At 63.5% G+C, this 15,952-nt stretch carries 14 protein-coding genes and 1 pseudogene; 13 read left to right on the top strand and 2 right to left on the bottom strand.

Going from position 1 to position 15,952, the window contains the following annotated elements:
• Positions 1-54: 54 nt before the first annotated feature.
• The 4 genes from prpB to prpF all read left to right on the top strand — a co-directional run bounded on the left by prpB (position 55) and on the right by prpF (position 6,142).
• Positions 55-939, top strand: a complete 885-nt coding sequence (gene prpB / locus E8F11_RS04645; RefSeq protein WP_280287641.1) for a methylisocitrate lyase — start codon at positions 55-57, stop codon at positions 937-939.
• Between the two features lie 83 nt (positions 940-1,022).
• The gene (prpC, locus tag E8F11_RS04640; RefSeq protein ID WP_280287640.1) at positions 1,023-2,183 is read left to right on the top strand and encodes a 2-methylcitrate synthase; all 1,161 of its coding nucleotides are present in this window, start codon (positions 1,023-1,025) and stop codon (positions 2,181-2,183) included.
• A gap of 1 nt (position 2,184) precedes the next feature.
• A complete protein-coding gene (gene acnD / locus E8F11_RS04635) occupies positions 2,185-4,806 on the top strand; it encodes a Fe/S-dependent 2-methylisocitrate dehydratase AcnD (RefSeq protein ID WP_280287639.1) in 2,622 nt (873 codons plus the stop codon).
• 148 nt (positions 4,807-4,954) lie between these two features.
• Positions 4,955-6,142: a 2-methylaconitate cis-trans isomerase PrpF gene (gene prpF / locus E8F11_RS04630; protein WP_280287638.1), complete on the top strand. Its 1,188-nt coding sequence runs from the start codon at positions 4,955-4,957 to the stop codon at positions 6,140-6,142.
• Positions 6,143-6,205: 63 nt separating this feature from the next.
• Here prpF and E8F11_RS04625 read toward each other — a convergent pair whose 3' ends face one another.
• Positions 6,206-7,024 carry a pyruvate, water dikinase regulatory protein gene (locus tag E8F11_RS04625; RefSeq protein WP_280287637.1) on the bottom strand — a complete coding sequence of 273 codons (819 nt, stop codon included), beginning with the start codon at positions 7,022-7,024 and terminating at the stop codon, positions 6,206-6,208.
• A gap of 19 nt (positions 7,025-7,043) precedes the next feature.
• A pseudogene (locus E8F11_RS30150) lies at positions 7,044-7,243 on the bottom strand (hypothetical protein).
• Between E8F11_RS30150 and ppsA the strand changes: the two are divergent.
• From ppsA to E8F11_RS04580, 9 genes are all read left to right on the top strand, one after another.
• Positions 7,190-9,559 carry a phosphoenolpyruvate synthase gene (gene ppsA / locus E8F11_RS04620; RefSeq protein WP_280287636.1) on the top strand — a complete coding sequence of 790 codons (2,370 nt, stop codon included), beginning with the start codon at positions 7,190-7,192 and terminating at the stop codon, positions 9,557-9,559. The pseudogene E8F11_RS30150 and the gene ppsA overlap by 54 nt on opposite strands.
• A 67-nt stretch (positions 9,560-9,626) precedes the next feature.
• Complete coding sequence (locus E8F11_RS04615; RefSeq protein WP_280287635.1) at positions 9,627-10,613, top strand: alpha/beta fold hydrolase; 987 nt, start codon at positions 9,627-9,629, stop codon at positions 10,611-10,613.
• Between the two features lie 84 nt (positions 10,614-10,697).
• Positions 10,698-11,000 carry a Rieske (2Fe-2S) protein gene (locus E8F11_RS04610; RefSeq protein ID WP_280287634.1) on the top strand — a complete coding sequence of 101 codons (303 nt, stop codon included), beginning with the start codon at positions 10,698-10,700 and terminating at the stop codon, positions 10,998-11,000.
• Positions 11,001-11,020: 20 nt separating this feature from the next.
• Positions 11,021-11,509 (top strand): ribonuclease E activity regulator RraA, encoded by a 489-nt coding sequence (rraA, locus tag E8F11_RS04605; protein ID WP_280287633.1) that lies wholly within the window; start codon positions 11,021-11,023, stop codon positions 11,507-11,509.
• A gap of 47 nt (positions 11,510-11,556) precedes the next feature.
• Positions 11,557-12,552 carry a zinc transporter ZntB gene (locus tag E8F11_RS04600; protein WP_280287632.1) on the top strand — a complete coding sequence of 332 codons (996 nt, stop codon included), beginning with the start codon at positions 11,557-11,559 and terminating at the stop codon, positions 12,550-12,552.
• Between the two features lie 48 nt (positions 12,553-12,600).
• The gene (locus E8F11_RS04595) at positions 12,601-12,855 is read left to right on the top strand and encodes a CrfX protein (protein ID WP_280287631.1); all 255 of its coding nucleotides are present in this window, start codon (positions 12,601-12,603) and stop codon (positions 12,853-12,855) included.
• A gap of 2 nt (positions 12,856-12,857) precedes the next feature.
• A complete protein-coding gene (locus E8F11_RS04590) occupies positions 12,858-13,682 on the top strand; it encodes a mechanosensitive ion channel domain-containing protein (protein ID WP_280287630.1) in 825 nt (274 codons plus the stop codon).
• A gap of 96 nt (positions 13,683-13,778) precedes the next feature.
• A complete protein-coding gene (sigX, locus tag E8F11_RS04585; RefSeq protein WP_280287629.1) occupies positions 13,779-14,369 on the top strand; it encodes an RNA polymerase sigma factor SigX in 591 nt (196 codons plus the stop codon).
• A 109-nt stretch (positions 14,370-14,478) separates the two neighbouring features.
• Positions 14,479-15,531, top strand: coding sequence for an OmpA family protein (locus E8F11_RS04580; RefSeq protein ID WP_280287628.1), 1,053 nt, complete (start codon positions 14,479-14,481; stop codon positions 15,529-15,531).
• Positions 15,532-15,952 lie beyond the last annotated feature (421 nt).

Below are 15,952 nucleotides of genomic sequence, written 5' to 3'. Positions count from 1 at the left end.
CGAGCGCCACTACCAGGAAGCGCTCGCCAACCCGTCCAAAACACGAGGTGAGTCATGAACTTGAAAACCCCGGGCCAGCGTTTCCGCGACGCCATCGCCGAGGAACATCCGCTGCAGGTCATCGGCGCGATCAACGCCAACCATGCCCTGCTGGCCAAGCGCGCCGGCTTCAAGGCCATCTACCTGTCCGGTGGCGGCGTGGCCGCTGGCTCCCTGGGGCTGCCGGACCTGGGCATCAACACCCTGGACGACGTGCTCACCGACGTGCGCCGCATCACCGACGTGTGCGACCTGCCGCTGCTGGTGGATATCGACACCGGTTTCGGTCCCAGCGCCTTCAACATCGAGCGCACCGTGAAGAACCTGATCAAGGCCGGCGCGGCCGCCGCCCATATCGAGGACCAGGTCGGCGCCAAGCGCTGCGGCCACCGCCCAGGCAAGGAAATCGTCCCCACCGAAGAGATGGCTGACCGCGTCAAGGCCGCCGCCGATGCCAAGACCGACCCGAACTTCTTCCTGATCGCGCGTACCGACGCCATCCAGGCTGAAGGTGTCGACGCCGCCATCGAGCGCTGCCTGCGCTACGTGGAAGCCGGCGCCGATGCCATCTTCGCCGAGGCCGCCTACGACCTGCCGACCTACAAGCGCTTCGTCGAGGCGCTGAACGTGCCGATCCTGGCCAACATCACCGAGTTCGGCGCCACCCCGCTGTTCTCCCGCGACGAGCTGGCCTCGGTCGGCGTGGCCATCCAGCTCTACCCGCTGTCGGCCTTCCGCGCCGCCAACAAGGCCGCCGAGGCTGTCTACACCGCCATCCGCCGCGACGGCCACCAGAAAGAAGTCATCGACCTGATGCAGACCCGTGCCGAGCTGTACGACCGCATCGGCTACCACGCCTTCGAGCAGAAACTCGACGCGCTGTTCGCCGCCAAGAAGTAACCGGACGTGGGCCGCCTCCCGAACGGGGCGGCCCACGGAAAAACAAGACGCAAGCAACCGGATTGAATGAGGAGAATTCCACGATGACCGCTTCCGCCGAAACCACTACTGCCTTCAAGCCGAAAAAGTCCGTGGCCCTGAGTGGCACCGCCGCTGGCAACACCGCCCTGTGCACCGTCGGCCGCACCGGCAACGACCTGCACTACCGTGGCTATGACGTTCTCGACTTCGCCAACACCAGCGAGTTCGAGGAAATCGCCCACCTGCTGGTCCACGGCAAACTGCCGAACGCCGCCGAACTGGCTGGCTACAAGGCCAAGCTGAAAGCCCTGCGCGGCCTGCCGGCCGGCGTCAAGGCCGCCCTGGAGCAACTGCCGCCGTCCGCCCACCCGATGGACGTCATGCGTACCGCCACTTCCGTGCTGGGCTGCCTGTCTCCGGAGAAGGAAGACCATAACCATCCGGGCGCTCGCGACATCGCCGACAAGCTGATGGCCAGCCTGGGCTCCGCACTGCTGTACTGGTATCACTTCAGCCACAACGGCAAGCGCATCGACGTTGAAACCGACGACGACTCCATCGGCGGTCATTTCCTGCATCTGCTGCATGGCGAGAAGCCGCGCGAGTCGTGGGTCCGCGCCATGCACACCTCGCTGAACCTGTACGCCGAGCACGAATTCAACGCTTCGACCTTCACCTCCCGCGTGATCGCCGGTACCGGCTCCGACATGTACTCCTGCATCACCGGCGCCATCGGTGCCCTGCGTGGTCCGAAGCATGGCGGCGCCAACGAAGTGGCCTTCGAGATCCAGAAGCGCTACGACAACCCGGACGAGGCGGAAGCCGACATCCGCGCCCGCGTCGAGAAGAAGGAAGTGGTGATCGGCTTCGGCCACCCGGTCTACACCGTGTCCGACCCGCGCAACAAGGTAATCAAGGAAGTCGCCCGCGAGCTCTCCGCCGAGCAGAACAACAGCAAGATGTTCGACATCGCCGAGCGCCTGGAGTCGACCATGTGGGAAATCAAGAAGATGTTCCCCAACCTCGATTGGTTCAGCGCCGTCAGCTACCACATGATGGGCGTGCCCACCGCCATGTTCACCCCGCTGTTCGTGATCGCCCGTACCTCCGGCTGGTCCTCCCACGTCATCGAGCAGCGCATCGACGGCAAGATCATCCGCCCGAGCGCCAACTATGTCGGCCCGGAAGATCTGAAGTTCGTGCCGCTCAAGGATCGCAAATAAGATGAACAGCCAATACCGTAAAAGCCTGCCGGGCACCCAGTTGGACTACTTCGACGCCCGTGCGGCCGTCGAGGCGATCCAGGCCGGTGCCTGGGAAAAACTGCCCTACACCTCCCGCGTACTTGCCGAACAGCTGGTGCGCCGCTGCGAGCCGGCGAGCCTGACCGCGTCGCTGGAGCAGCTGATCTACCGCAAGCGCGACCTGGACTTCCCCTGGTACCCGGCGCGCGTGGTCTGCCACGACATCCTCGGCCAGACCGCTCTGGTCGACCTGGCCGGCCTGCGTGACGCCATCGCCGAGCAGGGTGGTGACCCGTCCAAGGTCAACCCGGTGGTTCCGACCCAACTGATCGTCGACCACTCGCTGGCCGTTGAAGCCCCGGGCTTCGACCCGGACGCTTTCGAGAAGAACCGCGCCATCGAGGATCGCCGTAACGAAGACCGCTTCCACTTCATCGAGTGGACCAAGACCGCGTTCAAGAATGTCGACGTGATCCCGGCCGGTAACGGCATCATGCACCAGATCAACCTGGAGAAGATGAGTCCGGTGATCCAGGCGCGTGGCGGCGTGGCCTTCCCCGACACCTGCGTCGGCACCGATTCGCACACCCCGCACGTCGATGCCCTGGGCGTGATCGCCATCGGCGTCGGTGGTCTGGAAGCCGAAACCGTGATGCTGGGCCATCCGTCGATGATGCGCCTGCCCGACATCGTCGGCGTCGAGCTGACTGGCCAACGCAAGCCGGGCATCACCGCCACCGACATCGTCCTGGCGATCACCGAGTTCCTGCGCAAGGAGCGCGTGGTGGGTGCCTACGTCGAGTTCTTCGGCGAGGGTGCCGACAGCCTGTCGATCGGCGACCGCGCGACCATCTCCAACATGTGCCCGGAGTACGGCGCCACCGCGGCGATGTTCTACATCGACCAGCAGACCATCGACTACCTCAAGCTCACCGGCCGCGAGCCCGAGCAGGTGGCGCTGGTGGAGAACTACGCGAAGACCCTCGGCCTGTGGGCCGACGCCCTGGTCACCGCCGAGTACGAGCGCGTGCTGAGCTTCGACCTGGGCAGCGTGGTGCGCAACATGGCCGGCCCGTCCAACCCGCACCGCCGTCTGCCGACCTCGGCCCTGGCCGAGCGCGGCATCGCCGACGAGGCCAAGCTGCAAAGCGGCAAGGCCGAGGAAGCCGAGGGCCTGATGCCCGATGGCGCGGTGATCATCGCCGCCATCACCAGTTGCACCAACACCTCCAACCCGCGCAACGTGGTCGCCGCCGGCCTGGTGGCGAAGAAGGCCAACGCGCTGGGTCTGGTACGCAAGCCGTGGGTGAAGACCTCCTTCGCTCCAGGCTCCAAGGTCGCCAAGCTGTACCTGGAAGAAGCCGGTCTGCTGCCGGAGCTGGAAAAGCTGGGCTTCGGCATCGTCGCCTACGCCTGCACCACCTGCAACGGCATGTCCGGCGCGCTGGAGCCAGCGATCCAGCAGGAAATCATCGACCGCGACCTGTACTCCACCGCTGTACTGTCGGGTAACCGCAACTTCGACGGCCGCATCCATCCGTACGCCAAGCAGGCCTTCCTGGCTTCGCCGCCGCTGGTGGTCGCCTACGCTATCGCCGGTACCGTGCGCTTCGATATCGAGCAGGATGTGCTGGGCACCGACAGTCTCGGCAACCCCGTCACCCTGAAGGACCTGTGGCCGTCCGACGAGGAAATCGACGCACTCGTCGCCGCCAGCGTCAAGCCGGAGCAGTTCCGTCAGATCTACATCCCGATGTTCGATCTGGGCAGCGTGCAGGAGGCAGACAGCCCGCTGTACGACTGGCGCCCGATGTCCACCTACATCCGTCGTCCGCCGTACTGGGAAGGCGCGCTGGCCGGGGAGCGCACCCTCAAGGGCATGCTCCCGCTGGCGATTCTGCCGGACAACATCACCACCGACCACCTGTCGCCGTCCAACGCCATCCTGCTGAACAGCGCTGCTGGCGAATACCTGGCGAAGATGGGCCTGCCGGAGGAGGACTTCAACTCCTACGCGACCCACCGTGGCGACCACCTGACCGCGCAGCGCGCGACCTTCGCCAACCCGCAGCTGGTCAACGAAATGGCCGTTGTCGATGGCGCAGTGAAGAAGGGTTCGCTGGCGCGTGTCGAGCCGGAAGGCAAGGTGATGCGCATGTGGGAAGCGATCGAAACCTACATGAACCGCAAGCAGAACCTGATCATCGTCGCCGGTGCCGACTACGGCCAGGGCTCGTCCCGTGACTGGGCAGCCAAGGGCGTGCGTCTGGCCGGGGTCGAGGTGATCGTGGCCGAGGGCTTCGAGCGCATCCACCGCACCAACCTGGTCGGCATGGGCGTCCTGCCGGTCGAGTTCAAGCCGGGCACCACCCGCCTGACCCTGGGCCTGGACGGCACCGAGACCTACGACATCGAAGGCGAAGTGTCGCCCCGCTGCGACCTGACCCTGGTGGTCAACCGCCGCAACGGTGAAGTGGTCAAGGTCCCGGTGACCTGCCGCCTCGACACCGCCGCCGATGTCAGCGTGTACAACGCAGGTGGCGTGCTGCAGCGCTTTGCCAAGGACTTCCTGAAGTCCTCGGCTGACGCCGCGACCGCATAAGTGCGAATTCGCTGCGGGGTGGCGACACCCCGCAGCGTTCAGGACTGCCCCGGCACCCTGTAGGAGCCAGCTTGCTGGCGAATAATCAGTCGCCGCCAGGCTGCCTCCTACAGGCTACCGAAACCCAGATTGCCGCCAAGGAAACCACATGAGCCACGTACCCCAAGTGAAAGTCCCCGCCACCTACATCCGTGGCGGTACCAGCAAGGGCGTGTTCTTCCGCCTGCAGGACCTGCCCGAGCGCTGTCAGGTGCCGGGCGCGGCGCGCGATGCGCTGTTCATGCGGGTGATCGGCAGCCCCGATCCCTATTCCGCGCACATCGACGGCATGGGCGGGGCCACCTCCAGCACCAGCAAATGCGTGATCCTGTCGAAGAGCAGCCAGCCCGATCACGATGTGGACTATCTCTACGGGCAGATCTCCATCGACAAGGCCTTCGTCGACTGGAGCGGCAACTGCGGCAACCTCTCCACCGCCGCCGGGGCCTTCGCCCTGCACGCCGGTCTGGTGGATCCGGCACGCATTCCGCAGAACGGTACCTGCGTGGTGCGCATCTGGCAGGCCAATATCCAGAAAACCATCATCGCCCACGTGCCGGTGACCAACGGCCAGGTCCAGGAAACCGGTGACTTCGAGCTGGACGGTGTGACCTTCCCGGCGGCCGAAATCGTACTGGAGTTCCTCGATCCGTCCGATGACGGGGAGGAGGGCGGTTCGATGTTCCCCACTGGCAACCTGGTCGACGACCTGGAAGTGCCGGGCATCGGCACGCTGAAGGCGACCATGATCACAGCCGGCATTCCGACCGTGTTCGTCAATGCCGAGGCCATTGGCTACAGCGGAACCGAACTGCGCGAGGACATCAACGGCAATCCCGAAGCGCTGGCTCGATTCGAGGCCATTCGAGTCGCTGGGGCCCTGCGCATGGGCCTGATCAAGACCCCGGAAGAGGCCGCCACCCGGCAGCACACGCCGAAGATCGCCTTCGTGGCCAAGCCCACGGACTACCGCTCCTCCAGTGGCAAGACGGTCAAGGCCGAGGAAATCGACCTGCTGGTGCGCGCGCTGTCCATGGGCAAGCTGCACCACGCCATGATGGGCACAGCGGCGGTCGCCATCGGCACCGCCGCGGCCATTCCCGGCACCCTGGTGAACCTCGCCGCCGGCGGTGGTGAGCGCAACGCAGTGCGCTTCGGCCATCCGTCGGGCACTCTCCGCGTCGGCGCAGAGGCCCGCCAGGTGGATGGCCAGTGGACGGTTACCAAGGCCATCATGAGCCGCAGCGCCCGCGTGTTGATGGAAGGTTGGGTGCGGGTGCCGGGCGACGCGTTCTAGTCCCCGTCGGTTCCGAGGTACGAAAAAGCCCGCCGAGGCGGGCTTTTTTCTTTGGTTTTCGGCTCATTTGAGCCGGCGTTCGACACCTTTCTCCACTAGGATCTTCGCGGAGATCTCCTCCACGGAGAAATGGGTGGAGTTGATGAAGGCGATGTTTTCGCGGCGGAACAGGTTTTCCACCTCGCGCACTTCGAACTCGCACTGGGCGAAGCTGGCGTAGCGGCTGTTGGGCTTGCGTTCGTGGCGGATGGCGGTGAGTCGATCGGGGTCGATGGTGAGGCCGAACAGCTTGTCCCTGTGCTGCTTGAGCGCGGCGGGCAGCTGCAGGCGCTCCATATCTTCCTCGGTCAGCGGGTAGTTGGCCGCACGAATTCCGTATTGCATTGCCATATACAGGCAGGTGGGCGTTTTCCCGCAGCGGGAGACGCCGACGAGGATGAGGTCGGCCTTGTTGTAGTAGTGGGTGCGGGCGCCGTCATCGTTGTCCAGGGCGAAGTTCACCGCCTCGATGCGCTCCATATAGTTGGAGTGCTGGCCGATGGAGTGGGATTTGCCGACCGAGTACGAGGAATGCGACGTAAGTTCTTGTTCCAGCGGCGAAAGGAAGGTCGAGAAGATGTCGATCATGAAGCCGTTGGACATAGCCAGGGTGTCACGGATCTCCTGGTTCACGATGGTGTCGAAGATGATTGGGCGGAGCCCGTCCACCTCGGCAGCCTTATTGATTTGCTGTACCATGGCGCGCGCTTTTTCAACGCTGTCGATATAAGGCCGCGTGATCTTGTTGAAGGTGATGGTCTCGAACTGCGCGAGTAGGCTCTGGCCAAGGGTTTCCGCAGTGATGCCAGTACCATCGGAGATGAAGAAAGCGGTTCGTTTCATTTGCGCCAAAGGCCTTAAGTCAGGAACGATTCTTGGCTATGATAGGCCGCGTTTTTTCGCCAGGCCCGAGCCGGTCGGCATTGTGACGTATTTTTCTGGACCAAAGCCAGAACGCTGCGGAGCTGCTCCGCATGAGCTTTTCCAACAATTAGTGGAGAGATCACCTTGGTAGAGTACGTAGTTTCCCTCGATAAGCTCGGCGTTCACGATGTTGAGCATGTGGGGGGCAAGAACGCATCCCTGGGCGAGATGATCAGCAATCTGGCTGGCGCCGGTGTTTCCGTTCCCGGTGGTTTCGCCACTACCGCCCAGGCCTACCGTGACTTCCTCGAGCAGAGCGGCCTGAACGAGCGTATCCACGCCGCCCTCGACAAGCTCGATGTGGATGACGTCAACGCCCTCGCCAAGACCGGCGCGGAAATCCGCAAGTGGGTCATGGATGCCGAGTTCCCGGAGCGCCTGAACGCGGAAATCCGCACCGCCTTCGCCGAACTGGCCAAGGGCAATGACAACCTGGCCGTGGCCGTGCGTTCCTCCGCCACCGCCGAAGACCTGCCCGACGCCTCCTTCGCCGGCCAGCAGGAAACCTTCCTCAATATTCGTGGCGTGGACAACGTGATCCGCGCCGCCAAGGAGGTATTCGCCTCCCTGTTCAACGACCGCGCCATCGCCTACCGCGTACACCAGGGCTTCGACCACAAGCTGGTCGCCCTGTCCGCCGGCGTGCAGCGCATGGTCCGCTCGGAAACCGGCACCGCCGGCGTGATGTTCACCCTGGACACCGAGTCCGGCTTCCGTGACGTGGTCTTCATCACCGCCGCCTACGGCCTCGGCGAGACCGTGGTGCAGGGCGCCGTGAACCCCGACGAGTTCTACGTGCACAAGGCGACCCTGGAAGCCGGTCGTCCCGCCATCCTGCGCCGCAACCTGGGCAGCAAGGCGATCAAGATGATCTACGGCGAAGAGGCCAAGGCCGGCAAGTCGGTGAAGACCGTCGATGTGGATCGCGCCGACCGCGCCCGCTTCGCCCTGTCTGACGCCGAAGTCACCGAACTGGCCAAGCAGGCCCTGATCATCGAGAAGCACTACGGCCGTCCGATGGACATCGAGTGGGCCAAGGACGGTGACGACGGCAAGCTGTACATCGTGCAGGCCCGTCCGGAAACCGTGAAGAGCCGCGCCAGCGTCACCGTGATGGAGCGCTACCTGCTGAAGGAAAAGGGTAAGGTCCTGGTGGAAGGCCGCGCCATCGGCCAGCGCATCGGCGCCGGCAAGGTGAGGGTGATCCACGACGTGTCCGAAATGGACAAGGTCCAGCCGGGCGACGTGCTGGTCTCGGACATGACCGACCCGGATTGGGAACCCGTGATGAAGCGCGCCAGCGCCATCGTCACCAACCGCGGTGGCCGTACCTGCCACGCGGCGATCATCGCCCGTGAACTGGGCATTCCAGCAGTCGTTGGCTGTGGCAACGCCACCCAGGTGCTGCAGGATGGCCAGGGCGTGACCGTTTCCTGTGCCGAGGGCGATACCGGCTTCATCTTCGAAGGCCAGCTCGGCTTCGACATTCGCAAGAACTCGGTCGACGCCATGCCTGAGCTGCCGTTCAAGATCATGATGAACGTCGGCAACCCGGATCGCGCCTTCGACTTCGCCCAGCTGCCGAACGAGGGCGTGGGCCTGGCCCGCCTCGAGTTCATCATCAACCGCATGATCGGCGTGCATCCCAAGGCACTGCTGAACTTCGCCAGCCTGCCGGCGGAAATCAAGGAAAGTGTCGAGAAGCGCATCGCCGGCTACAACGATCCGGTGGGCTTCTACGTCGAGAAGCTGGTCGAGGGCATCAGCACCCTGGCCGCCGCTTTCTGGCCGAAGAAGGTCATCGTGCGCCTGTCGGACTTCAAGTCCAACGAATACGCCAACCTGATCGGCGGCAAGCTCTACGAGCCGGAAGAAGAGAACCCGATGCTCGGCTTCCGTGGCGCCTCGCGCTACATCAGCGAATCCTTCCGCGACTGCTTCGAGCTGGAATGCCGCGCGCTGAAGAAAGTGCGCAACGAGATGGGCCTGACCAACGTCGAGATCATGGTGCCCTTCGTGCGCACCCTGGGCGAGGCCTCGCAAGTGGTCGAGCTGCTGGCCAGCAATGGCCTGAAGCGCGGCGAGAACGGCCTCAAGGTCATCATGATGTGCGAGCTGCCGTCCAACGCCCTGCTGGCCGACGAGTTCCTGGAGTTCTTCGATGGTTTCTCCATCGGCTCCAACGACCTGACCCAGCTGACCCTGGGCCTGGACCGCGACTCCGGCATCGTCGCCCACCTGTTCGACGAGCGTAATCCGGCCGTGAAAAAGCTGCTGGCCAATGCCATCGCCGCCTGCAACAAGGCCGGCAAGTACATCGGCATCTGCGGTCAGGGCCCGTCCGACCACCCGGACCTGGCCAAGTGGCTGATGGAGCAGGGCATCGAGAGCGTTTCCCTGAACCCCGACTCGGTTCTGGATACCTGGTTCTTCCTGGCGGAAGGTCAGGCCTGATACCTCGTTGATCGAAAGACGAAAAGGGCGGGTTCGGAACCCGCCCTTTTTTGTGCAAGCGAAAATCATGCAGAGCAGTAGCGATCTCTTTCCCGTTGCGCTGATGAGCGCGGACCTTCGTGGCGACCTGACCGAGGATGTCTATCGCCTGAAGCCCAACAACAGCCCGGATTCCAGCGTCGAGCTGGTGCTGACCCGCCTGGGTCGATTCGGTCATGAAGGCGCGCGAGGCGTGCCGGTCATACTGGTGCACGGCAGCTTCTCGAATCGCCGTTTCTGGTACTCGCCCAAGGGGCTCGGCCTGGGCCCGCATCTGGTCCGTGCCGGTTTCGATGTGTGGATCGCCGAGATGCGCGGTCACGGGCTGTCGCCGCGCAACCAGCGGTACCGGCACAATCGGGTGGCCGACTACGCGCGCTATGACCTGCCGGCCATCGCCGCCTTCGTCCGCGAGCAGGCCGGACAGGTGCCGCACTGGATTGGCCATTCCCTGGGCGGTACCACCTTGGCTGCGGCCCTGGGTGGGCAGTACCTCGGTGAGGGGGAGGTGGCTTCGGCGGCGCTGTTCGGCAGCCAGATCAGTCGCAACTACTGGCCGTTGAAGCTGCCGCCGGTGGCCTGGGGCGGTCGTCAGTTGCTCAAGCGCTTCGAGGTGCTGTCCGGTTCCTGGCTCAAGCGTGGACCGGAAGACGAGCCCATCGGCCTCGCCCTGGAAAGCCTGCGCTGGCATGGCCTGTTCGGCCGCTTCGGCGATGCCGAGCGGGACTGGTGGGCCGGCCTCGCGGACGTGCGTGTGCCGGTGCTGGCGGTGGCGGCGGCCGGCGACCTGCAGGACCCGGTCTGGGCCTGCCGCAAGCTGGTGGAGCAGGTTCCCGAGGCATGTCGGCACTTCCTGCGGCTGGCCAGGGAGGATGGATTCAGTGATGACTTCGGCCATATCGAGATGCTGGTGAGCAAGGCGGCCGAGCGCGAGGTCTGGCCGCTGGTGGCCTACTGGCTGGAGCACCTGCGCTTGCCGGCCGGGGCTCCGGCGGCCGAGTCCGTGGCGCTCTAGCCCGGTGCCTGCCGGCAGTTTCCGGTTTCGGGCGGCCGGTCGCTGTGCTAAAGATGGCGGGAATCGCCGGGGCGTGGAGGCTCCATGTTCGTAGCGCTGGAACGACTGATCAACCTGCAGGACGGCTATCGAGGCACTTTTCAGGTGCAGGGCCGTCAATTATTACTGATCGTCGTTGATCAGCAGCCGATCCTCATGGAAAATCGCTGCCCACACCAGGGTGCGCCCTTGCACACCGGCACCCTCGACGGCGGGGTGCTGCGCTGTTCCCGGCACGGAATCGCCTTCGACCTGGCCAACGGCGGCCACCTGGTCAATGCACCGTGCCCACCGTTGCAGCGCTTGCGGCTGGCCTACGACGGCGACTGCATCGGTCTCGATCTGTAACCGCTATCAAGGAGATGTCCATGCAATACGTTACCCCTGATCTGTGCGATGCCTACCCGGACCTGGTGCAGGTCGTCGAGCCCATGTTCAGCAACTTCGGCGGGCGCGATTCCTTTGGCGGCGAAATCGTCACCATCAAGTGCTTCGAGGACAACTCCCTGGTCAAGGAGCAGGTCGACCTGCCCGGCCAGGGCAAGGTCCTGGTGGTGGACGGCGGCGGTTCCCTGCGTCGCGCCCTGCTGGGCGACATGCTGGCCGAGAAGGCGGCGAAGAATGGCTGGGAAGGCATAGTCGTATACGGCTGCATCCGTGATGTCGACGTGATTGCCCAGACCGACCTGGGTGTCCAGGCCCTGGCCAGCCATCCGATGAAGACCGACAAGCGCGGTATTGGCGACCTGAATGTCGCCGTCACCTTCGGCGGCGTCACCTTCCGCCCGGGCGAGTATGTCTACGGCGACAACAACGGCATCATCGTTTCGCCCAAGCCGCTGGAGATGCCGGCCTGAGGCAAGGGGCCCGGCGCGAGCCGGGCTCCGTCTTCCAAGGAGACTGAATGTTCGAGGAGCAGAACGCCCAGTGGGGGCTGGTACACGCCTTCGTGCTGGACGGGCAGGGTGGTGCCGAGTCGATATCCAGGGAGTCGCTGCAAGGCCTGCAGCTGACGGCGGAGCAGAGCCTCTGGTTGCACTGGGATCGCAGCCATCCCCTCGCGCGGCGCTGGCTGCGCGAGAACAGCGGGCTGTCCGAGTTCGCCTGCGACCTCCTCCTGGAGGAAAGCACCAGGCCGCGCATGGTGGTGCTGCCGAACGACGAATTGTTGCTGTTCCTGCGCGGCGTCAACCTGAATCCGGGCGCCGTCCCGGAAGACATGGTCTCGGTGCGCATCTTCGCCGCGGCGCAACGGATCATCTCGCTGCGCCTGCGGCCCATGCGTGCCACCGAGGAGCTCATCGAGCAGTGGGCCAAGGGCTCCGGACCCAAGGTCGCCTCCGAGGTCATGCTTTACCTGGCCGAGCACCTGACCAACAAGGTCGATCCCCTGGTGGCCGAACTGGCCGAAAGGGTTGACGAGCAGGAAGAGCATCTCGACAACAACGAGCGCTTTCGCCCGGATCCTGACCTGATGCTGCAGGTTCGCCGGCGCGCCGCCGGTCTCCGCCGCTTCCTCGCGCCCCAGCGCGACATTTACGCGCAGCTGGTGCGCAGCCGGATGCCCTGGTTCGTCGAGGATGATGCCGACTACTGGAACGAGCTGAACAACCGGCTGACCCGCTACCTGGAAGAGCTGGAGCTGATCCGCGAGCGCATAGGCCTCGTGCTGGAAAGCGAATCTCGCCGCCAGGGCGAACGCACCAGCCGGACCATGTACCTGCTCGGCATCACCACCGGCTTCTTCCTGCCGCTGAGCTTCATTACCGGCCTGCTGGGCATGAACGTGAACGGTATTCCCGGGGATGAGACGCCCTGGGGCTTCCCCATTGCCTGCCTGCTGATACTGGGCGTGGCGGGCTTCCAGTTATGGCTGTTCCGCCGATTGCGCTGGCTTTGATGTGACCCGGTCGTCGCCGGCCACGTCTAGCCCTCATATCCACGCGAGGTGCGCATGCACGATCCGTTCGAAGAATCCCTGCGGGACCTGCTCAAGGCGTCGCCGGTCTCCGATCATGACGACGACGCCACTCTGGGCCGAGTGCTCAAGACGGCCAACCGCCAGGTCGGCGCCGGGGATCTGTTCAGCCTGCTGGGCCATTGGCTCGAGGCCATGATGATCGCCCTCAACAATGGTTCGCCCCACCTGGCGCCCGTGTCGCGCCGCAACGCTTCTGTCCGTTCTGCAGATAAGGCTGATTGAACATGGAATTCGACCCCTGGACTCAAGGACTCGTTAACGCCATGACCTCGGTGTGGGCACCGGTGGCGGGCTTCATTCCGCGCCTGTTCGGCGCACTGGTGGTGGTGCTGCTCGGCTTCGTGGTGGCCAAGTTGCTGGACACGCTGCTGTCCAAGCTGCTCGCCAAGGTGGGGCTGGATCGCCTGATGGCGGGCACCGGCCTGACCAAGATGTTGTCCCGTGCCGGCATCCAGGTCCCGGTTTCCACCTTGATCGGCAAGATCGTCTACTGGTTCGTGCTGCTGATCTTCCTGGTGTCCGCCGCCGAGTCCCTGGGCCTGGATCGGGTCTCTGCCACGCTCGACGTGCTGGCCCTCTATCTGCCCAAGGTGCTGGGCGCGGCGCTGGTGCTGCTGGCCGGCGTGCTGCTGGCGCAGCTGGTCAGCGGCGTGGTCCGCGGTGCCGCGGAGGGCGTAGGCCTGGACTATGCCCATGGTCTCGGCCGCATCGCCCAGGGGCTGGTGATCATCATCAGCATCTCCGTGGCCATCGGCCAGCTGGAGGTCAAGACCGACCTGCTGAACAACGTCATCGCCATCGTGCTGATTTCTGTCGGCCTGGCGGCGGCGCTGGCGCTTGGTCTTGGCAGTCGCGAAATCGCCGGACAGATCCTCGCAGGCATCTATGTGCGAGAGCTTTATCAGGTCGGGCAACAAGTGAAGATCGGCGATGTCGAAGGGCAGATCGAGGAGATCGGCACGGTGAAAACCCTCCTGCTCACCGAGGAAGGTGAGCTGGTTTCGGTGTCGAACCGTACTTTGCTCGATCAACGGGTAACCAGCCGCTAACACGATGGCTTTTCCCTGCTAATGTATGCCGCCAGAAATGGGTGCGCGGTCGTCGCGCCCCAGCGGCTTTTGACCTGACTGTCGGCCCGACCCGTTTTGAACAAGCCCCAATCGCATCCCTTGCGCTATGACCCACGCGAGCTCTCGGACGAAGAGCTGGTGGAGCGTGCGCATGTTGAGCTGTTCCATGTCACCCGTGCCTACGAAGAATTGATGCGCCGTTATCAGCGCACCTTGTTCAACGTCTGTGCCCGTTATTTAGGGAACGACCGCGACGCTGATGATGTCTGTCAGGAGGTGATGCTCAAGGTGCTCTATGGTCTGAAGAACTTCGAAGGCAAGTCGAAGTTCAAGACGTGGCTATATAGCATCACGTACAACGAGTGCATTACCCAATATCGGAAAGAGCGTCGCAAGCGACGCTTACTTGATGCCCTGAGTCTGGATCCGCTGGAAGAAGCGTCCGAAGAGAAAGCTCCCAAGGTCGAAGAAAGGGGGGGCTTGGAGCGATGGCTGGTACATGTCAACCCCATTGACAGGGAGATTCTTGTGCTACGTTTTGTCGCAGAGCTGGAGTTTCAGGAAATCGCCGACATCATGCACATGGGCCTCAGTGCCACAAAAATGCGCTACAAACGTGCGCTGGATCGCCTGCGCGAAAAATTCTCGGGCCTGGCTGAAACTTAGTTCGGGAAAAATTATCTCTTATGGGCCGGCTTGTTCTGCTAGAATTGCCGCCCAAGTTGTCTGGAGATTGTTCGACAACTTACTGACCACCAAAGATGGGGATTTACGGATGAAACTGAAAAACACCTTAGGCGTAGCCGTTGGCTCTCTTGTTGCCGCCTTTTCGCTGAACGCGCTGGCTCAGGGCCAAGGCGCAGTTGAGGTGGAAGCTTTCGGTAAGCGTTACTTCACCGACAGTTCTCGCGATCTCGAGAACGGCAACCTGTACGGCGGCTCGGTAGGCTACTACCTGACCGACGACGTCTCCCTGGCTCTGTCGTACGGCGAATACCACGACATGACCTCCGAAGACGCCTTCGGCACCGACGGCCACAAGGACATCAAGGGCAATCTGGCTTCCCTTGACGCGATCTACCACTTCGGTACTCCGGGTGTTGGCCTGCGTCCGTACGTCTCCGGTGGTTTCGCTCATCAGAACATCAGCAACATTCCGCCGCGTACCGGCCGTGACCACAGCACCTTCGCCAACGTTGGTACCGGTCTGAAGTACTACTTCACCGAGAACTTCTTCGCCAAGGCAAGCCTGGACGGCATGTACAACCTGGACGCCCAGGAAGCCGAGTGGATGGCCGGTGTTGGCGTTGGTGTCAACTTCGGTGGTTCCACCAAGCAAGCCGAGCCGGCTCCGGCTCCGGTTGCCGAAGTCTGCGCCGACAGCGACAACGACGGCGTTTGCGACAACGTCGACAAGTGCCCGGACACCCCGGCCAACGTCACCGTTGACGCCGATGGCTGCCCGGCTGTTGCCGAAGTCGTTCGCGTCGAGCTGGACGTGAAGTTCGACTTCGACAAGTCCAAGGTCAAGGAAGAAAGCTACGGTGATATCAAGAACCTGGCTGACTTCATGAACCAGTACCCGGCTACCACCACCACCGTTGAAGGCCACACCGACTCCGTCGGCACCGACGCCTACAACCAGAAGCTGTCCGAGCGTCGTGCTGACGCCGTTCGCGACGTGCTGGTTGACCAGTACGGTGTAGGTAGCGAGCGCGTCAACGCTGTTGGCTACGGCGAAACCCGCCCGGTTGCCGACAACGCCACTGCTGACGGCCGCGCTGTCAACCGTCGCGTAGAAGCTGAAGTGGAAGCCCAGGCCAAGTAATTGGTCTGAGCCTCAGGAGAAACCCGGCCTCGGCCGGGTTTTTCTTTGCCTGGAGAAAAGAGTCGGACCCGCCTGTTGGCGTTGACGCAGGGTCTGGTGCGCGCGGCGCACCCTACGCGTGGCACCGGTCGGTAGGGTGCGCTGTACGTACCGATTTTCAACGATCGGCGTCGGTTGCACGGAGCCAGGCAAGGACAATCATGCAGCGCGAATCCGAATCGCCTCGGCAATTTCCGATCAGACATAAAAAAGGTTCTTCGCGGATTACCGGGGAGATTTTGCTCAGACCGGATTGGCAATCTGGTGTGAGTGAGGCTTGAGGTTCTGGTGTTCAGCTCATTGCCGAGCGGGCTTCAGGTCTCTGTTTCGCCCTCCCGGGCGAGTCCCTTTTCCAATCGCCGGATGGCCGGCCCCGTGAAAA

It is taken from the genome of Pseudomonas sp. BN417 (assembly GCF_029871205.1).
Classification (GTDB): domain Bacteria; phylum Pseudomonadota; class Gammaproteobacteria; order Pseudomonadales; family Pseudomonadaceae; genus Metapseudomonas.
Note: the sequence above shows the minus strand (reverse complement) of the source record. Positions and strands in the feature narration are given on the sequence as shown.

Coding starts and splice junctions, on each gene's coding strand:
- prpB (WP_280287641.1), top strand. CDS start 55: ATGAACTTGAAAACCCCGGGCCAGCGTTTCCGCGACGCCATCGCCGAG.
- prpC (WP_280287640.1), top strand. CDS start 1,023: ATGACCGCTTCCGCCGAAACCACTACTGCCTTCAAGCCGAAAAAGTCC.
- acnD (WP_280287639.1), top strand. CDS start 2,185: ATGAACAGCCAATACCGTAAAAGCCTGCCGGGCACCCAGTTGGACTAC.
- prpF (WP_280287638.1), top strand. CDS start 4,955: ATGAGCCACGTACCCCAAGTGAAAGTCCCCGCCACCTACATCCGTGGC.
- E8F11_RS04625 (WP_280287637.1), bottom strand. CDS start 7,024: ATGAAACGAACCGCTTTCTTCATCTCCGATGGTACTGGCATCACTGCG.
- E8F11_RS04615 (WP_280287635.1), top strand. CDS start 9,627: ATGCAGAGCAGTAGCGATCTCTTTCCCGTTGCGCTGATGAGCGCGGAC.
- E8F11_RS04610 (WP_280287634.1), top strand. CDS start 10,698: ATGTTCGTAGCGCTGGAACGACTGATCAACCTGCAGGACGGCTATCGA.
- rraA (WP_280287633.1), top strand. CDS start 11,021: ATGCAATACGTTACCCCTGATCTGTGCGATGCCTACCCGGACCTGGTG.
- E8F11_RS04600 (WP_280287632.1), top strand. CDS start 11,557: ATGTTCGAGGAGCAGAACGCCCAGTGGGGGCTGGTACACGCCTTCGTG.
- E8F11_RS04590 (WP_280287630.1), top strand. CDS start 12,858: ATGGAATTCGACCCCTGGACTCAAGGACTCGTTAACGCCATGACCTCG.
- E8F11_RS04580 (WP_280287628.1), top strand. CDS start 14,479: ATGAAACTGAAAAACACCTTAGGCGTAGCCGTTGGCTCTCTTGTTGCC.